Source organism: Parafrankia sp. FMc2 (assembly GCF_041008525.1).
GTDB lineage: Bacteria > Actinomycetota > Actinomycetes > Frankiales > Frankiaceae > Parafrankia.
The window spans coordinates 130,250-148,085 of the sequence record NZ_JBFLUG010000002.1; the positions used below are offsets into that span (position 1 = coordinate 130,250).

13 protein-coding genes are annotated in these 17,836 nt (G+C 72.2%); 7 read left to right on the top strand and 6 right to left on the bottom strand.

The window, feature by feature from the left end:
• Positions 1-28: 28 nt before the first annotated feature.
• The 3 genes from AB1460_RS01780 to greA all read right to left on the bottom strand — a co-directional run bounded on the left by AB1460_RS01780 (position 29) and on the right by greA (position 4,236).
• Positions 29-2,032: a vWA domain-containing protein gene (locus AB1460_RS01780; protein WP_368958764.1), complete on the bottom strand. Its 2,004-nt coding sequence runs from the start codon at positions 2,030-2,032 to the stop codon at positions 29-31.
• An 80-nt stretch (positions 2,033-2,112) separates the two neighbouring features.
• Positions 2,113-3,624, bottom strand: a complete 1,512-nt coding sequence (locus AB1460_RS01785) for a magnesium chelatase (protein ID WP_368958765.1) — start codon at positions 3,622-3,624, stop codon at positions 2,113-2,115.
• A 126-nt stretch (positions 3,625-3,750) separates the two neighbouring features.
• Positions 3,751-4,236 (bottom strand): transcription elongation factor GreA, encoded by a 486-nt coding sequence (gene greA / locus AB1460_RS01790; protein ID WP_368958766.1) that lies wholly within the window; start codon positions 4,234-4,236, stop codon positions 3,751-3,753.
• Positions 4,237-4,785: 549 nt separating this feature from the next.
• Here greA and mca point away from each other — a divergent pair.
• Entirely contained in the window at positions 4,786-5,691 is a 906-nt protein-coding gene (mca, locus tag AB1460_RS01795) for a mycothiol conjugate amidase Mca (protein WP_368958767.1), read from the top strand.
• 162 nt (positions 5,692-5,853) lie between these two features.
• A complete protein-coding gene (locus tag AB1460_RS01800) occupies positions 5,854-6,267 on the top strand; it encodes a hypothetical protein (protein ID WP_368958768.1) in 414 nt (137 codons plus the stop codon).
• A gap of 9 nt (positions 6,268-6,276) precedes the next feature.
• Here the strand turns inward: AB1460_RS01800 and arfB are convergent, their stop codons facing one another.
• A complete protein-coding gene (gene arfB, locus AB1460_RS01805) occupies positions 6,277-6,717 on the bottom strand; it encodes an alternative ribosome rescue aminoacyl-tRNA hydrolase ArfB (protein ID WP_368958802.1) in 441 nt (146 codons plus the stop codon).
• A gap of 65 nt (positions 6,718-6,782) precedes the next feature.
• The gene (locus tag AB1460_RS01810; RefSeq protein WP_368958770.1) at positions 6,783-9,782 is read right to left on the bottom strand and encodes a leucine--tRNA ligase; all 3,000 of its coding nucleotides are present in this window, start codon (positions 9,780-9,782) and stop codon (positions 6,783-6,785) included.
• Positions 9,783-10,047: 265 nt separating this feature from the next.
• Here AB1460_RS01810 and AB1460_RS01815 point away from each other — a divergent pair, with 265 nt between their 5' ends.
• The 3 genes from AB1460_RS01815 to AB1460_RS01825 all read left to right on the top strand — a co-directional run bounded on the left by AB1460_RS01815 (position 10,048) and on the right by AB1460_RS01825 (position 12,916).
• Positions 10,048-12,057 carry a thioredoxin domain-containing protein gene (locus AB1460_RS01815; protein ID WP_368958771.1) on the top strand — a complete coding sequence of 670 codons (2,010 nt, stop codon included), beginning with the start codon at positions 10,048-10,050 and terminating at the stop codon, positions 12,055-12,057.
• A gap of 5 nt (positions 12,058-12,062) precedes the next feature.
• Positions 12,063-12,200 (top strand): hypothetical protein, encoded by a 138-nt coding sequence (locus tag AB1460_RS01820; RefSeq protein WP_368958772.1) that lies wholly within the window; start codon positions 12,063-12,065, stop codon positions 12,198-12,200.
• Between the two features lie 146 nt (positions 12,201-12,346).
• Positions 12,347-12,916 carry a hypothetical protein gene (locus tag AB1460_RS01825; RefSeq protein ID WP_368958773.1) on the top strand — a complete coding sequence of 190 codons (570 nt, stop codon included), beginning with the start codon at positions 12,347-12,349 and terminating at the stop codon, positions 12,914-12,916.
• Positions 12,917-13,105: 189 nt separating this feature from the next.
• Here AB1460_RS01825 and trhA read toward each other — a convergent pair whose 3' ends face one another.
• Positions 13,106-13,723, bottom strand: a complete 618-nt coding sequence (gene trhA / locus AB1460_RS01830; protein ID WP_051102316.1) for a PAQR family membrane homeostasis protein TrhA — start codon at positions 13,721-13,723, stop codon at positions 13,106-13,108.
• 375 nt (positions 13,724-14,098) lie between these two features.
• Here trhA and AB1460_RS01835 point away from each other — a divergent pair, with 375 nt between their 5' ends.
• Together AB1460_RS01835 and AB1460_RS01840 are read left to right on the top strand one after the other, a co-directional pair.
• The gene (locus AB1460_RS01835) at positions 14,099-15,922 is read left to right on the top strand and encodes a phosphoenolpyruvate carboxykinase (GTP) (RefSeq protein ID WP_368958774.1); all 1,824 of its coding nucleotides are present in this window, start codon (positions 14,099-14,101) and stop codon (positions 15,920-15,922) included.
• A gap of 529 nt (positions 15,923-16,451) precedes the next feature.
• The gene (locus AB1460_RS01840) at positions 16,452-17,744 is read left to right on the top strand and encodes a PhoH family protein (RefSeq protein WP_026310533.1); all 1,293 of its coding nucleotides are present in this window, start codon (positions 16,452-16,454) and stop codon (positions 17,742-17,744) included.
• Positions 17,745-17,836: the final 92 nt, after the last annotated feature.

Below are 17,836 nucleotides of genomic sequence, written 5' to 3' on the forward strand. Positions count from 1 at the left end.
GTGGCTCAGCGGGACGGCCGCCGCCCGCTCAGCGGGCAACCCGCCGGGAGCTGCGGGAGTGCAGGTAGTCGTGGATGACGAAACTGCCCAGCGTGGATGGATCGGGCGAGAGGACGCGGCCGCCGTTGCGCCGGGCCATCTCCTCGACGAAGCGGACGAGCCGGGGCTCGTCGTCCAGCATGAAGACGTTGATCGACACGCCGCGGCGGGTCAGCCGGTCCACCTCGGCCAGCGTCAGCTCGAGGGTCTCGGGCATCGGCGGCCAGGAGAAGGACGGGGTACCGTCCCGCTGCAGGTGGGCGGTGGGCTCGCCGTCCGTCACCACCATGACGACCGGCTCGGACTCCGGATAGCGGCGCAGCAACCGACCCGCGATGAGCAGCGCATGCTGCAGGTTCGTGCCCTGGACCATCTCCGAGTCCAGGCCCGCGAGCTCGACGGGCCGCAGCTCCCGGGCGTAGTCGGAGAACCCGATGATGTGCACCTTGTCCTGCGGGAAGCGGGTGGTGACGAGCGAGTGCAGGGCGAGGGCGGTCGACTTCGCCACCCCCCAGGTGCCGCGCAGGGCCATCGAGTAGGAGAGGTCGACGAGCAGGCAGACGGCCGCGCTCGTGCGGCGCTCCGTCTCGGCGACCTCGAAGTCGTCGACCGTCAGCCGGATCCGGTTGCCCGGGCCCGGCGGCCCGCCCCGCAGCACCGCGTTGCGCACCGTGCGGACCACGTCGATCGGCTGGGTGTCGCCGAACTGCCAGCGCCGGGACGTCCCGAGCAGGTCGCCGGCCGAACCGGCGTCCGAGTGGGTGTGGTCACCACGGCCGCGGGCGGTGACGTCCCGGAAGATGCGGGCGAGTGCCGTCTCGCCGATGCGCCGCACCGCCCGCGGGGTGAGCTCGAGCGTCCCGGCACGGCGGGTGATGAAGCCCTGGCGCTCCAGCTCCCGTTCGACCTGCTGCAGCTGCGCCAGGTCGTCGACAGCGGCCCGGCCGAGCGCCCGCTCGACCGCCTCGGGGTCGACGTCGTCGAGGGAGGCCCCCGGGTAGTCCTGACTGAGCGAGGCGGCGAGTTCGTCGAGCTCGGCGAGCTCCTCCAGCGCGCTGGTCGCGTCGCCGAGGCCGAGCGGCTCGTCTCCGGTCATCGCGCCGGAGAAGCGCCCGCGGCCACGCCCCCGGCCGCGGCCGCGCCCGCCCCAGTCCAGCCCGGGCCGGGCGGACCGCAGCGCCCGCGACAGCCGCGACATCTCCCCGGCCAGGCCCATGTCCTCCATCGCCGTGGCCATCAGGTCGGCGAGCTCCTGGCGCTGCGCGGGCGTCAGCCCGGCGAGCAGACGCTCCGCGGCGGCGGCGCGGCGGGCCAGCGCGTCGACCAGCTCGTCGAGGTCACCCGGGTTCTCCGGGAAGAACTCGCCGTGCTGGCGCATGAACTCCGTGAAGCGGTCCTGGGTGTCCTCGCCGCGGGCGTCCGCCTCGAGCAGCTCGTTGAGGTCGCGGACCATGTCGCGCACCCGCGCCATGTCGTCGGGAGTGGCGCCCTCCAGCGCCTGCTTCATCCCGCGGAACTGCGCGTCGAGCACCTCCCGGCGCAGCAGGTCGGCGATCTGTTCGTAGGTCTCCCGGGCCTGCCGCGAGCGCCAGTCGTAGTCGGCCAGCTCGCGGACGGCACGGGCCGGGTCCGAGGGCAGGCCGTCAAGCTCCGCCTCGCGCATCCGCGCCTCGTCCGCCGGGTCGGGGAACAGCGCGGCCCGCTCCTGCCCGACGGCGGTGTCGAGCAGGCGGCGGACCTCCTCCAGCGTCCCGTCGAGGCGGCCGCGGGAACGGGCCTCCCGACGGCGGCGCTCCACCGCGCGGCGAAGGTCGTCCAAGCCGCGGCGGTTCGGCATGCCGCGGCGCAGCAGGGCCTCGAGGGCCTCCCGGGGCGTGCGCCCCTCGAGGATCTCGCGGGACATCTCGTCCACGGCATCCGTCGCCGCGAACGGGGACGCGAGCGGGTCGGGCCCGCCGTCCCACGGGCCGTATCGGAACTGTCCGGAACTCACCGGTGCCTCCTAGCCCCCATAGAACGCCTGGCCCCCGGAGACCGTCTGGCACCCGTGGACCGTCTGGCCCCGTAGACCGCCTAGCCCCCGTAGACCGTCCGGCCGGGAAGCTCCTCCTTGGCCAGGCGCCGGTTGAGGTGCAGGCCTTCCATCGCCAGCTCCAGGGCCGCGGCGGCCAGGCCGGGCGACTCCGCGCCATCGACATCCAACCGGTTGAGGATCGCGGCCAGCCCCGGCACCGGGCCGATCCGGCGCAGCAGCTCGGTGGCCGGGACGAGATCGCCCGTCTCCACCGCCCCGTCGCGCTCGAAGCGCTCCTGGAGGCCCGAGAGGTCGGACCCGGCCAGCTTGGCGCGGAAGGTCTCGGCGATCGCCCGCCGCAACAGCAGCGCCAGGACGTCGTCCTCACGCCCTTCCTCCAGCTGGTCGAACTCGACCTTGCCCCGCACCGCCGGGACGATCGCGGCCAGGTCGACGACCCGGGCCGTCGCCGTCTCCTCACCGGTCAGGGCGGCCCTGCGCACGGCCGAGGCCGCGACGGTCTCCGCGGCAGCCACCGCGAGCCGGGCGGAGACGCCGGAACGCTGGTCGACCTGCGGGGCCTCACGCACCAGCCGGGTGAAGCGGGCGACCACCTCGATGAGGTGGTCGGGCAGCTCGGGCGTGCCCAGCGGCGAGCCGGCCCAGGAGATGACCGCCTCCTGGCGGATCAGCCGCAGCTCGTCGTCGAGGCGCAGCGGGTAGTGGGTGCGGACCTCGGCACCGAAGCGGTCCTTGAGCGGGGTGATGATGCGCCCGCGGTTGGTGTAGTCCTCCGGGTTCGCCGAGGCGACCAGGAGCAGGTCGAGGGGAAGCCGCAGCATGTAGCCACGGACCTGGATATCCCGCTCCTCGAGCACGTTGAGCAGCGCCACCTGGATGCGCTCGGCCAGGTCGGGCAGCTCGTTCACGCTGAAGATGCCGCGGTTGGTCCGGGGGACCAGCCCGTAGTGCACCGTCTCCGGGTCGCCGAGCGTGCGGCCCTCGGCGACCTTGACCGGGTCGACGTCGCCGATGAGGTCACCGACGCTCGTGTCCGGGGTCGCGAGCTTCTCACCGAACCGCTCGGAGCGGTGCCGCCAGGTGATCGGCAGCTTCTCGCCCACCTCGGCGAGCAGCAACCGGCAGCGGCCGCAGACCGGCGCGTATGGATGATCGTTGATCTCGCATCCGGCGACGGACGGCGACCACTCGTCGAGCAGGCCGACCAGGGTGCGGATCAGCCGCGTCTTGCCCTGGCCACGTTCGCCGAGGAACACGATGTCGTGCCCGGCGAGCAGGGCCCGTTCGACCTGGGGGAGAACGGTGTCGTCGAATCCCACGATGCCCGGGAAGCGGTCCTCGTCCGACCGCATCCGGGCCAGCAGGTTGCCCCGCAGCTCGGCTCGGACCGACCGGTGCACATGACCGGAACGGCGCAGGTCGGCCAGGGTGATCACGGTCGGCGGGGGCCCGGACGCAGGCGGGTCGGCCGTCGCGGGGACCGCCGCGCCGGCGGCGGTCTGGTGCGTCGGAGGCGTGGACGGACTGTGCGGAGCCGGCGGATCTGCCACCAGCCGACGGTACGTCCACACCGGCCCGCGCGCAGCGGAGTGGGAGGCCGTCCGCTTATGGCGTAGTCGCCCCGGCAGCCCCGGCAGCCCCGGCAGCCCCGGCAGCCCCGGCAGCCCGGGCCGCGCTCACGGCGAGTACGGCGAGACCGAGACGATCTCCACCTTGGCCGCACGTCCGTTGGGCAGCGTGTACGTGACCGTCTCGCCGGCCTTGTGGCCGGTGACGGCGCCGCCGAGAGGAGAGGCGGGGGAGAAGACCTCGATGCTGGCGCTGTGATCCTCACGTGAGCCGATGAGGAACCGCTCGGTCTCCTTCTCGCCGGGAAACCGGATCTCGACGATGGTGCCGGGGCCGGCCTCGCCGGACGCGGCACGCGAGGACTCGCCGACGCTGGCGTCGCGCAGCAGATCCATGAGCTGGCGGATGCGGGCCTCCTGCTTGCCCTGCTCCTCCTTGGCCGCGTGGTAGCCGCCGTTCTCCTTCAGGTCGCCCTCCTCGCGGGCGGCCTCGATCTTCGCGGCGATCTCCGTACGCCAGGTGCCCGTGAGGTAGTCCAGCTCGGAGCGAAGTCGGTCGTAGGCCTCCTGGGTGAGCCAGGTCTGCTGCGTCACGCGTCACGCTCCTCGAGGGATACAAAGTTCTTACTTTAACGGAGGGAGCATTGGCTCCCGGCCGCTCCGCCACACGGTCCACCACCGCGCGCGGATCCGCCCCCGGCCGGCGCGGCGGCCGGCGCGGGATCAGGCCGAGCGGGTGATCCGGCAACTCCCGACGCCGTTCCCGGCCGCCAGGCCGTCCGTGAGGACAACCGGTGCGGCGCCGCTGCGGCCGTCGCGGGCGGCCGGGCCGACGACGATGTCGGGCCTTCGGCCGGATTCCGGCGGGCCGGCGGGCAGCCTGCCGGTCGGGCGACCGTGCGTCTTCGGGGCGGTACGTCACCGCCGATCGTGCGTCTCGGGTTCGGGCGTCATCGGAGTGTGCGCGGACTGTGCATTCTGCCACGGCGCTCGGTAACATTTCCAGATCGCACGTGAACTGGGTCTCCTTCTCTGACCGTTCTCCGGATACGCGCCGCCCGTCGGCCGGCCCCGTCCGTTCCGTTCCGCGGCGATGCGCGCCGGTCCGGCGGCCGTCGTCGTCCGTCCCATTCGTCAGCCACAATGGGGCGCATGCTCCCGGCCGACGAGGAGCGCGGGCTGCGGCTCATGGCCGTCCACGCGCATCCCGATGACGAGTCCAGCAAGGGCGCGGCGACGATGGCGCGCTACTCCCACGAGGGCGTCGAGGTGCTGGTGGTCACGTGTACCGGCGGTGAGGCGGGCAGCATCCTCAATCCGGCCATGGACACGCCCGCGAACCTCGCCCGGATGCCACAGGTCCGGCAGGAGGAGATGGAGCGGGCCCGGAAGATCCTCGGCGTGCGCCAGGAGTGGCTCGGGTTCGTCGACTCCGGGCTGCCCGAAGGTGACCCGCCGCCGCCGCTGCCCGAGGGGACGTTCGCCACGCTGGACGTCACCGAGGCCGCCCGCCCGCTGGTGCGTCTGATCCGGCAGTTCCGCCCGCAGGTCCTGACGACCTACGACGAGAACGGCGGCTATCCCCACCCGGACCACATCATGACGCACCGGATCAGCGTCGAGGCGTTCGAGGCGGCCGGCGACCCGCAGCGCTACCCGGAGGTGGGCGCCGACGTGGGCCTGGCCCCCTGGCAGCCGCTGAAGCTCTACTACCACCTCACCTTCCACAAGGACCGCATCCTTGCCCTGCACCAGGGAATGCTGGCCGCGGGGCTGGAGTCGCCCTACACGAAGCGGCTGGGCGAGTGGATCGACCGGGCCGAGGACGCGGGCCGGCTGACCACCCGGGTGCGCTGCGACGACTGGTTCGAGGTGCGTGACCGCGCCCTGCTGGCGCACACCAGCCAGGTGGATCCGACCGGGCCGTGGTTCCAGGTGCCGCTCGCCCTGCAGCGGGAGGCCTGGCCCACCGAGGACTACCAGCTCGCCCGGTCCCTGATCGAGGTCGGTGTGCTTCCCGAGAACGATCTGTTCAACGGCGTCCGCTGAGGGCGCCCCGCGGCCTGCGGTGCCTGCCGTGGCCGGCGGGTGCCGCCGCGCGGCGCGCCGCGGCGGCGGGTGAACGTAAGGTCGGCTGACGGACGGACGTCGCGATGTGCGGGCGTACGGGAACGTTGGGGAACTGACGGAACGGACAGGAGGTGCCGGTCGATGTCTGACACGCCCGGCGGACTGCGGCTCGCCGCGGAGATAGGCACGGGCACCAGCGGTGCCCTGGTGGTCTTCGCACTGATCCTCGCGTCGGTTGCGCTCTTCGTGTTCCTCTCGCGGAGCCTGCGCAGGATGCGCGCGAACGTCGCCAGCGGAGAGTTCGGGTCGGGCCCCGCCGCCAGGCCGGCGGCTCCCGGCGGCCCGGCGCCGGGGTCCACCAGCGCGGGCGACGGCTCGGGCTCAGGAGCAGGCGTCGGGGAGGCCGGTGCCGCGCCCGGCGGTGACCGGGCCGCCACGGTGGCGACCACCTCCGCCGGGGCGACCACCTCCGCCGGGGCGGCCGGGACGGGCACGCTCCCGCGTCAGCGCGAGGGAAAGGGCACCGGGGAGGATGCCGGCTCCGACCCGGCCTGACCGGGGTCGCTAGTCGTCGGCGCCGGGGGTTCGGCCGCCGCGCTGCCGCTTGACCTGTGCCCGCCGCTTCTTCCCGGCGAGCCTGCGCTCGACCGAGCCGCGGGTCGGGTTGGTGGGTCGCCGGGAGCGCGGCGGCGGGGCGGTGGCCTCCCGCAGGGCGGCCGCCAGCCGCTCCAGCGCCGCCTCCCGGTTGCGCAGCTGCGACCGGTGCTCGGACGCGGCCATGGTGAGCACCCCGCCGACCAGCCGGCTCCCGAGCCGGGACACCGCCCGGCTCCGCAGCTGCTCCGGCACCGACGGCGAGCCCGCCACGTCGAACAGCAGCTCCACCCGGCTGTCGGACGTGTTCACCGACTGCCCGCCCGGGCCGCTGGACCGGGAGTACCGCCACGTCAGCTCGCCGGCCGGGATCCTGAAACCCGGCCGGATCACCAGGACATCCGGCAGCATCATCACATCGTGCCAGGCCGCGCCGGGGGAGTCCCGGGGATTTCGCCCCGGGACCCGCGGCGCCGTCAGCCCAGCGCGATGTTGACGATCCGGCCGGGGACCACGATGAGGCGCTTCACGGTCCGGCCGGAGGTGTGCCGGGCGTAGTCCTCGTGGGCCTCGAGTGCCTGGCGCACCGCGGCCTCGTCCGCGTCGGGCGTGACATCGATCGTGAACCGCACCTTGCCGTTGACCTGCACCGGCATCCGTACCGTCGAGGCGGCGGCGAGCGTCTCGTCCCCTTCGGGGAAGGGCACCGCGGAGACCGAGCCGGTGTGCCCGAGCCGGCTCCACAGCTCCTCGGCGAGGTGCGGCGCGAGCGGTGCTGTCATCAGCACCATCGCCTCCGCCAGCTCGCGGGGCGGCCCGTCGAGGCCGGCGCCGAAGTGCTTGCTGGCCAGGTTGGTCAGCTCGATCAGCCGGGCCACCGCGGTGTTGAACCGCAGCTCGGCGTAGTCGGCCCGGACGGTCAGGATCGTCCGGTGCAGTGCCTGGGTGACCTCGTCGCCGAGCGCGGCGTCGCGGACCCGGGGGGCACCCGTCTCCTCATCGATGATGTTGCGCCAGAGCCGCTGCAGGAACCGGTAGGAGCCGACGATGTCGTCGGTGCGCCACGGGCGGTGGGCGTCGAGCGGGCCCATGGCCATCTCGTACACGCGCAGCGTGTCGGCCCCGTAGCTGTCGTACATCTCGTCGGGGCTGACGCTGTTCTTGAGGCTCTTGCCCATCTTCCCGGAGCGCCGGTTGACCGGTGCGCCCTCGTGGCGGTACGTCCCGTCCTCGTCGCGGACGACCTCGGCGGCGGCGACGTACATGCCCCGCTCGTCGGTGAAGGCGTCCGCCTGGATGTAGCCCTGGTTGTAGAGGCGCTTGAACGGCTCCCGGGTGGAGACCAGACCCAGGTCGTACAGCACCTTGTGCCAGAAGCGGGCGTAGAGCAGGTGCAGCACGGCGTGCTCGACACCGCCGACGTACAGGTCGACGCCGCCGTCGCCGGCGGACGCGCGCTCCGGGTGCATCCAGTACCGCTCGACGGTCGGGTCGACGAAGCTCTCGGTGTTCGTCGGGTCGAGGTAGCGCAGGTAGTACCAGCAGGAGCCGGCCCACTGCGGCATCGTGTTCGTCTCGCGCCGGTACGGGCGCGGGCCGTCGCCCAGGTCGAGCGTGACCGTGGTCCACTCGGCGGCCCTCGCCAGCGGCGGGACGGGTTCGCTCGCGTCGTCGTCCGCCATCGCCCGCGGCCGGAAGTCGGTCATCTCGGGCAGCTCGACGGGCAGCAGGTGCTCGGGCACGGCCAGCGGCGAGCCGTTGTCGTCGTAGACGATCGGGAACGGCTCGCCCCAGTAGCGCTGGCGGGAGAACAGCCAGTCGCGCAGCCGGTAGGAGCGGGTCGCGCGGCCGCGGCCGGCGTCCTCCAGCCAGCCGATCGTCGTCTTGACCGCCTCGCCCTTCGACAGCCCGGCCAGCGCCGGCAGGTCGGGCGGGCCGGGCAGGTAGGCGCCCTCGCCGGCGAACGACTCCGGCCAGGACGCCGCCGGCGCCCCGGCGGGCAGCCCGCGCTCGGTGAGCCAGGCCGCACCGGGATCCAGCACGGCCACGACGGGCAGGCCGAACTCGCGGGCGAAGGAGAAGTCCCGCTCGTCGTGCGCCGGTACCGCCATGATCGCGCCGGTGCCGTAGCCGAGCAGCACGTAGTCGGCCAGGAAGACCGGGATCGTCCCGCCGCCGACCGGGTTGGTCACGTACGTCCCGGTGAACACGCCGGTGCGGTCGATCTCGGCCCCGCCGCGCTGGCGGTCGGTACGCCGGCCGGCGAAGGTGCGGTAGGCGTCGACGGCGGCCCGCGGGGTCCACTGCTCGTCGGGTGTGCCGGCGGGGCGGTCCTGCCCGAACCGCCAGCCGGCGGGGGTGCCCGCGGGCCAGGTGCCCGCGGTCAGCGCGTCGACGAGCGGGTGCTCGGGCGCCAGGACCAGGAAGCTCGCGCCGGGCAGTGTGTCCGGCCGGGTGGTGTAGACCTCGATGTCGACGCCCGCCCCGCCGCCGGCCGCGGTGGAGAAGCGGACGGTGGCGCCGTCACTGGGCCCGATCCAGTTCCGCTGCATCTGCTTGATGGAGTCGGGCCAGTCGACCAGGTCGAGGTCGGACATCAGCCGGTCGGCGTAGGCGGTGATCCGCATCATCCACTGGCGCAGCGGGCGCCGGTAGACCGGATAGTTGCCGATGTCGCTGCGCCCCTCGGGCGTGACCTCCTCGTTGGCCAGCACCGTGCCCAGGCCGGGGCACCAGTTCACCAGCTCCTCGGAGATGTAGGTCAGCCGGTGCGCGTCGAGGACGCGACGCCGCTCGGCCGGCGTCAGCTCGGCCCACTCGGCGCGGCGCGGGTTCGCGTCGAGGCTGGCCGGGCCGGCGGCGGAGCGCCGCCCGCTCTCGAACTCCTCGACCAGCTCCTCGATCGGGCGGGCCCGCCCGGCGGCCTCGTCGTACCAGCTCCCGAAGATCTTCAGGAAGATCCACTGGGTCCACCGGTAGTACGCGGTGTCCGTGGTGGCGATCTCGCGGCGGGTGTCGTGGCCCAGGCCCAGCCGGCCGAGCTGGCGCCGCATGTTCGCGATGTTCGCCTCGGTCGTCACCCGCGGGTGCTGGCCGGTGTTGATGGCGTACTGCTCGGCCGGCAGCCCGAACGCGTCGTAGCCGAAGGTGTGCAGGACGTGCCGGCCGTTCATCCGCAGGAAGCGGGCGAAGACGTCCGAGCCGATGTAGCCCAGTGGGTGGCCCACATGCAGACCCGTGCCGCTCGGGTACGGGAACATGTCCAGCACGTAGAACGGGTCGCGCCCACGGACCGCGTCGAAGCCGCCGGAGAGCGGACCGGTCGGGTTGGGTGACTCGAAGGTGCCCTCGTCGAGCCACCGCCGCTGCCAGTTCCGTTCGATCTCGGCGGCGAGCCGGGAGTCGTACCGGTGGGGCAGGTCGCCGTCGCCGCCCGCGGGTGCCGCAGGGGTGTCGCGCTCGGTGGGCTCGTTCATGGCTGGTCGCATCCCAAGGCATCGATCACTGTTGACCCGCTCCCGCTCGCGCGCCCGGTCGGTGCCGGGCGACCGCGGAGCCGGCCGGGGCCGTGGGCCCGGGCGGCGGTCCTGGCGGTGGCGCCGGTCGCGGACCGGGGCGGGTGAGCGGCGGGGATCACCTCTGGCGTCCAGCGTATCCGGGCCGCCCCGATCGTTGCCGGCGGCGCCGTTCGTTGCCGCGGCGCCGCGGTGACCGGCCCGTCGCCGGTGGCATGGTGGTGCGGTGCCCAACAAGCTCGCGGAGCAGACGTCCCCCTATCTCCTGCAGCACGCCGACAACCCGGTCGACTGGTGGCCGTGGGGGCCCGAGGCCTTCGCCGAGGCCACGGCCCGCGGGGTGCCGGTGCTGCTCTCGGTCGGCTACGCCTCCTGCCACTGGTGCCACGTCATGGCGCACGAGTCGTTCGAGGACGCCGAGATCGCCGCGTACATGAACGAGCACTTCGTCAACATCAAGGTCGACCGGGAGGAGCGCCCCGACGTCGACTCGGTCTACATGGACGTCACGGTCGCGCTCACCGGGCACGGCGGCTGGCCGATGACGGTCTTCCTCACCCCCAGGGCGGAGCCGTTCTTCGCCGGCACCTACTTCCCGCCGCGCCCGCAGCGGGGGCAGACGTCCTTCCCGCAGCTGATGACGGCCATCGCCGACGCCTGGACGCAGCGCCGGGCGGAGGTCGAGGAGTCCGGCGCGGACATCGCCCGCCGGCTCGCGGAGATCGTCGCGCTGCCCGGCGGCGCCGCCGGGGGCGGGGCGGCACCGGTGGTCACCGCCGAGCTGCTCGACGGCGCGGTCGCCGGCCTGGCCGAGAAGTTCGACGCCCGGCACGGTGGCTTCGGCGCCCGGCCGAAGTTCCCGCCGTCGATGGTGGCGGAGCTGCTGCTCCGGCACTGGGCACGCACCGGCGACCCGCAGGCGCTGGCGATGGTGGTGACGACCTGCGAGCGGATGGCCCGCGGCGGCATCTACGACCAGCTCGCCGGCGGTTTCGCCCGGTACAGCGTCGACGACACCTGGACCGTCCCGCACTTCGAGAAGATGCTCTACGACAACGCCCAGCTGCTGCGGGTCTACCTGCACCTGTGGCGGGCGACCGGCTCGCCGCTGGCCGAGCGCGTCGTCCGGGAGACCGCCGAGTTCCTGCTCACCGACCTGCGCACCCCTGAGGGCGGCTTCGCCTCCGCCCTCGACGCCGACGCCGTTCCCGCCGGGCAGCCGGGCGCGCACGCCGAGGAGGGCGCCTCCTACTCGTGGACGCCCGCGCAGCTGGCGGACGTCCTCGGGCCGCAGGACGGGCCCTGGGCGGCCCAGGTCCTGGGAGTCACCGAGGCCGGGACGTTCGAGCACGGCACCTCCGTCCTGATGCTTCCCGCGGACCCGGACGACCCGGCCCGGTTCGCCCGCATCCGCGCCGCGCTCGCCGCCGCGCGGGCGGGCCGGCCGCAGCCCGCCCGCGACGACAAGATCGTCTCGGCCTGGAACGGGATGGCCGTCGCGGCGCTCGCCGAGGCCGGCGCGCTGTTCGCCGAACCGTCCTGGGTGGAGGCCGCGACCAGGGCAGCCACGCTGCTGCGGGACGTCCACCTGCACGAGGGGCGGCTGTGGCGGACCAGTCGCGACTCTCGCCGGGGGCCCGGAGCGGGAGTACTGGAGGACTACGGGTGCGTGGCCGAGGGCTTCCTCGCCCTGCACCAGGTGACCGCCGACCAGAGCTGGCTGACCCTCGCCGGCGAGCTGCTGGACGTCGTCCGGGCCCGTTTCGCCGCGCCGGACGGCGGTTTCTTCGACACCGCGGACGACGCCGAGGCGCTGTTGCGCCGGCCGCGCGAGTCCTCCGACTCGGCCACCCCGTCCGGGCAGGCAGCCGTCGCCGGTGCTCTGGTGACCTACGCGGCGCTGACCGGGTCGGCCGAGCACCGTGACGCCGGGCTGACGACGGTCGGACTGCTCACCCCCCTGCTCGAACGGGACGCCCGCTTCGCCGGCTGGGCGGGCGCGGTGGCCGAGGCGGTGCTGGCCGGCCCGGCGGAGGTCGCCGTCGTCGGCCGGCCTGACCTGGAGCGGCTGGCCAGGCTCGGAACCGCGCCCGGCGCGGTCGTCGTCACCGCCGGCCCCCTCACCGAGGGCCGGGACGTCCCGGCTGTCTATGTGTGCCGGGACTTCGTCTGCGACCTGCCCGTGACGACGGCCGAGGAGGTCCGCGCGAAGCTCGGCGTCCGCCTGCCCGGGTGACCCGGGTGACCCGGGTGACCCGGGCGACCCGGGTGACCCGGGCGACCCGGGCGACCCGGGTGACCAGGGTGACCCGGGTCGCGTTCGCTGAGACCGAAACCGGCTGGCCGGGCCCGATCGCGAGTGTGAGCATTCTGATGTAAGCGTGTAATCAGAACCGATGGGGCCAGTAGCGTGACGGGGGACGGCCGGCGGCCGGGCGCCTGGTCTCCGGCCGCACGTGTGCCGGCAGGTGCCGTCGGGTGTCGGTGGGTGTCGGTGGGTGCCGTCGACCAGTGAGGGGACTGTGATGGCCGGTCTTCGAGGGCGTGGGCCTGCGCGGGGAGGCGACAGCGGCGACGCCGTCTCCGCGGACGAGGTCGCGGCGTGGTTCACCGCCCGGGTACCCGAGGGCTGGTTCACCGGCCCGCCCAGAGTGACGGTCGACCGGGACGAGATCACGGTCGTCGGCGCGCTGCCTCCGGGAGATCCGCACTCCGGCGACCTGGCGGCCGGGCCGGGCCCGGTGGCTGGCGGAGCGGGGCGGAGCCGGCGCTTCCGGGAGGAGACCCGGGACGCCCGCATCGAACTCGCCCGCGACGCCGAGCACCAGTTCGGCCGCAAGGTGTCCTGGGGCGTCTCCCTCGGCGGGGGCACCGAGTTGTTCACGACGTTGTCCGTTCCGGTGATGACCCGTCTTCGGCAACCGGAACGACAGGTTCTGGACACCCTCGTTGATTCGGGAGTCGCGCGCAGCCGAAGCGAGGCCCTTGCCTGGTGCGTCCGGCTGGTCGGCGAGAACGCCGACGAGTGGCTCGCCCGGTTGCGTGAAGCCATGGAAAAGGTCGAGCAGATCCGGGCGGAAGGCCCGGGGATTTAACGCTCCGGGCATCTGCGGGCGGATTTCGTCACGCTGCGTCGGGCCGGGCGGGGCGGTCTGTCGTACGCGCCTCCGAGGGCGCCGCCGGGCCGGGTGAAACAGAAATCACCCCCCCGTCACGGGTGCGGGTGGCGTTCCGCGCTCAGGTGACGTTCCGCATTCGTGCGTTGCTGAGTGTGCGCGGGCGACTCAGCCCAGCATTGCGATCATCAGGGCGATGTAGTGGCAGCAGGCGGCGACCAGAGTGAAGGCGTGGAACACCTCGTGGTAACCGAACGTGGTCGGTGCGGGGTCCGGCCGGCGTGTGGCGTAGACCACCGCACCGAGGCTGTAACACGCGCCGCCGACCAGGAGCAGCACGATTGCCGCCACTCCGGCCTGGTGGAGCAGTTCGGGCAGGACGAACACGGCCACCCAGCCGAGCGCGATATAGAGCGGGATGATCAGGTAGCGCGGGGAGTGCAGCCAGAGCATGCGAAGCAGCACGCCGAGGGCCGCGCCGCCCCAGACGACGCCCAGCACGATCCGGGCGGTCCGCTCGGGCATCGCGATGAGCGCGAACGGTGTGTAGGTGCCGGCGATGAAGACGAAGATCATCGAGTGGTCGAGGCGCTTCATCAGCGACCGCGTGCGTGAGGTCGACCACACTTTTCGGTGATAGAGGGCACTGGTTCCGAACAGTGCCGCAATACTGACGGCGTAAACCGCCACACCCAGGCGGGCCCTCAGTGTCGTGGCCAGTGTCAACGCTATGACGCCGAGTGCGAGGCTCACGGGGAAAGCTCCGGCGTGTAGCCACCCCCGCATGCGTGGTCGCACCAGGTCACGCGGATGGGTGTTCAGTGGTGCACCGGTGGAGCCCAGGGTCTGACGCGCGAGGGTGGCCACAGGGGAGAACGATATCGGGTCGCCATCGAGGTCACGAAGCGGAGCGGGCCAGTGCCCGTCGGTCCGTCCCGGTGCGTGATGGATCCTACGTTTCCGCGCACTGCCTACCGCGCGACTCTGCACCGAAAGCGCGGTACAGTCTAATGATCCTGAACGCGGCCTCGAACTGCCCCGTTTCCCGCAGGTTTGTACCTGGGTGTCTGGTGGTGTTCGGGTGCGAACGCGGCACCTGGCTACGGCACTCGCACACGGGACGAGAACGCGACAGGTTCAACTCGACCGGAGGTGTGAGCTGTGACGACCGCGGCACAGATTCCCGGGCTGGATGCCGCCCCCACCAAGCACGCCAGGCTGATCGCCTGGGTGCGTGAGATCGCCGAACTCACCCAGCCGGACCGTATTGAGTGGTGCGACGGCTCGGAGTCCGAGTTCGATCGGCTGACCTCGCTTCTCACCGAGAAGGGCACACTGGTCCGGCTGGCCGACAAGAAACGCCCGAACAGCTTCTATGCGGCGTCGGATCCCAACGACGTCGCGCGGGTGGAGGACCGGACGTTCATCTGTTCGGAAAAGGCGGAGGACGCCGGCCCGACGAACAACTGGCTGGACCCCGCAGAGATGCGGGCAAAGCTGGGCGAACTGTTCGCCGGGAGCATGCGCGGGCGGACGATGTATGTCGTTCCCTTCTGCATGGGGCCGCTCGGGTCGCACATCTCCGCGCTCGGGGTCGAAATCACGGACTCGCCATATGTCGTCATCTCGATGCGCACGATGACCCGTATGGGAACGCCGGCCCTTGAACAGCTCGGCGAGGATGGTTTCTTCGTCCCGGCGGTGCATTCACTGGGCGCTCCGCTGGAGCCGGGCGCGAAAGACGTCCCGTGGCCGTGTAACACGACGAAGTACATCTCGCACTTTCCGGAGACCCGGGAGATCTGGTCGTACGGGTCGGGCTACGGCGGTAACGCCCTGCTCGGCAAGAAGTGCTACGCCCTGCGTATCGCGTCGGTCATGGCACGTGACCAGGGTTGGCTCGCGGAGCACATGCTGATCCTCAAGCTGACCTCGCCGCAGGGGAAGGTCCACTTCGTGGCCGCGGCCTTCCCGTCGGCGTGCGGCAAGACCAACCTGGCGATGCTGATCCCGACCCTGCCCGGCTGGAAGGCCGAGACGGTCGGTGACGACATCGCCTGGATGCGCTTCGGTGAGGACGGTCGGCTCTACGCCGTGAACCCGGAGGCGGGCCTGTTCGGCGTGGCTCCCGGCACCGGTGAGGAGACCAACCCGAACGCCGTGAAGACCCTCTGGGGTAACGCGGTGTTCACGAACGTCGCCCGCACCGACGACGGCGACGTCTGGTGGGAGGGCCTGACCGCGGACAAGCCCGCGCACCTGATCGACTGGAAGGGCCGGGACTGGACCCCCGAGTCGGCGGAGCCGGCGGCCCACCCGAACGCCCGGTTCACCGTTCCGGCCAGCCAGTGCCCGACCATGGCGCCGGAGTGGCAGGACCCGGCGGGCGTGCCGATCTCGGCGATCCTGTTCGGCGGCCGCCGTGCGACGGCCGTCCCGCTGGTGACCGAGGCTCCGGACTGGCAGCGCGGTGTCTTCTTCGGCTCGATCGTCGCCTCCGAGACGACCGCCGCCCAGGCAGGCGCCATCGGCAAGCTGCGGCGCGACCCGTTCGCGATGCTGCCGTTCTGCGGTTACAACATGGCCGACTACTTCGCCCACTGGCTGGAGATCGGCAAGCGTGCCGAGTCGGGCAAGCTCCCGCGGATCTACTACGTCAACTGGTTCCGCAAGAGCCCCGAGGGTCGCTTCCTGTGGCCAGGGTTCGGCGAGAACAGCCGGGTGCTGGCCTGGATCGCCGCTCGTCTCGAAGGCACGGCAGAGGGTGTCGAGACGCCGCTGGGCATCCTGCCCGCGCCGGGCGAACTGCCCATCGAGGGCCTGGACGTCCCCGCTGCCGACCTCGAGACGCTGCTGAGCGTCGACACCGAGGTGTGGCGGCAGGAGGCGGAGCTGATCCCCGAGCACTACAAGACCTTCGGTGACCGCCTGCCGGAGGAGCTGTGGGCTGAGCACGAGGCTCTGATCAAGCGCCTCAACGGCTGAGAACTCCGGCGACCCGCTCGCCCATCCCCGTCGACGAACCGGCGCCCGCGATCATTCGCGGGCGCCGGTTCGTCGTTGCTGGTCCAGGGGATGAACGGTGGGTCAACGGTGATGCGTGCCCGGAGTGGTGCCTGGCTCCGTCGGGCCAGCGAGCGGTGGGGCCCAGCTCACGGTGGCGAGCGTCTCATCGCGGCGGGATGCCCGGACCTCCGCTGTTGTGTCATCTGAGAAGAACCGCGCGGTTTCGTACCGTGAGATTCTTCGCAGACGGTGACGAGTGGCCGGCGATCGTCGAGCATAGACCACGAAGGGCACACAAAGACAAGCGAAGCGTGTTGTAAGAAGTTGGTCGCCATCTTGCGGGGTGACGGCTAACGTGAGAGCCCTAGCGTCTCAAGTCGTGGTCCGACATCGGGTCGGCCACTCGGGAGGCCCCTCGGTGCCGCAGTTGCGACAACGCCAGGAGGCCGGTACCCGGCCCCTGACCAGGGGCCCGGTCCCGGATACCTCCGAGTAGGCGGGTGGGCGTGTGCCACGAACGCATGTCGTCGACACAAGCGTGCTGCTCTCTGATCCTGGCGCGCTGCTGCGGTTCGCGGAGCACAATGTCGTGCTCCCCCTGGTCGTCATAGGGGAGCTGGAAGCCAAGCGGAACCATCCGGAACTGGGCTGGTTCGCCCGGGAGGCCCTGCGCATCCTGGACGACCTCCGGATCCGTCACGGGCGGCTGGACATGCCGCTGCCACTGGAGTCCGGTGGGACGCTTCGGGTCGAACTTAACCACACCGACTCGTCCGTACTTCCACCGGGGTTCCGCGTGGACGACAACGACTCCAGGATCCTCTCGGTGGCACTCAACCTCGCCGGCGAAGGCGCCGACGTCGTGCTGGTCACCAAGGACCTCCCGCTGCGCGTGAAGGCATCCGTCGTCGGGCTCGCCGCGGAGGAGTACCAGGCGCTGTCACCGGTCGACAGCGGCTGGAGTGGCATGGCGGAGCTGACCCTCGACCAGGACGACCTCGACCGCCTGTACGCCAAGGAGCTGGTCGAGCCCCCGGAGGCGGCTGATCTGCCCTGCCACACCGGGCTCGTGCTCACCACCGCCGGCGGCAGCGCCTCCGCCCTCGGCCGCGTCACCGCCGACAAGACCATCCAGCTCGTGCGCGGTGACCGGGACGCCTTCGGCCTGCACGGCCGCTCCGCGGAGCAGCGCGTCGCGCTCGACCTGCTGCTCGACAACGAGATCGGCATCGTCTCCCTCGGTGGCCGCGCCGGGACGGGCAAGTCCGCCCTCGCGCTGTGCGCCGGCCTGGAGGCGGTCATGGAGCGCCGGCTGCACCGCCGGGTCGTCGTCTTCCGCCCGCTCTACGCCGTCGGCGGCCAGGATCTCGGCTACCTGCCCGGCAGCGAGAACGAGAAGATGGCACCCTGGGCGCAGGCCGTCTTCGACACCCTCGGCGCGCTGGTGTCGCCCGAGGTCATCGAGGAGATCGTCGACCGGGGCATGCTGGAGGTCCTCCCGCTGACCCACATCCGCGGGCGTTCCCTGCACGACGCCTTCGTGATCGTGGACGAGGCCCAGTCGTTGGAACGCGGGGTCCTGCTCACCGTGCTGTCCCGGCTCGGCCAGGGGTCGCGGGTCGTGCTGACCCACGACGTCGCCCAGCGCGACAACCTGCGGGTCGGCAGGCACGACGGGGTCGCCTCGGTCATCGAGACGCTCAAGGGCCACCCCCTGTTCGCCCACATCACCCTCACCCGGTCGGAGCGGTCGCCGATCGCCGCTCTGGTCACGACCATGCTTGAGGATCTCGTGCTCTGATCGGACCGGATCGGCCGGACTGGTCCAGACTGGCCTAAACCCCCAACAGCACATCGCGATGGCCTCGTCGCTGGTAGTGGCAGGCGACGGGG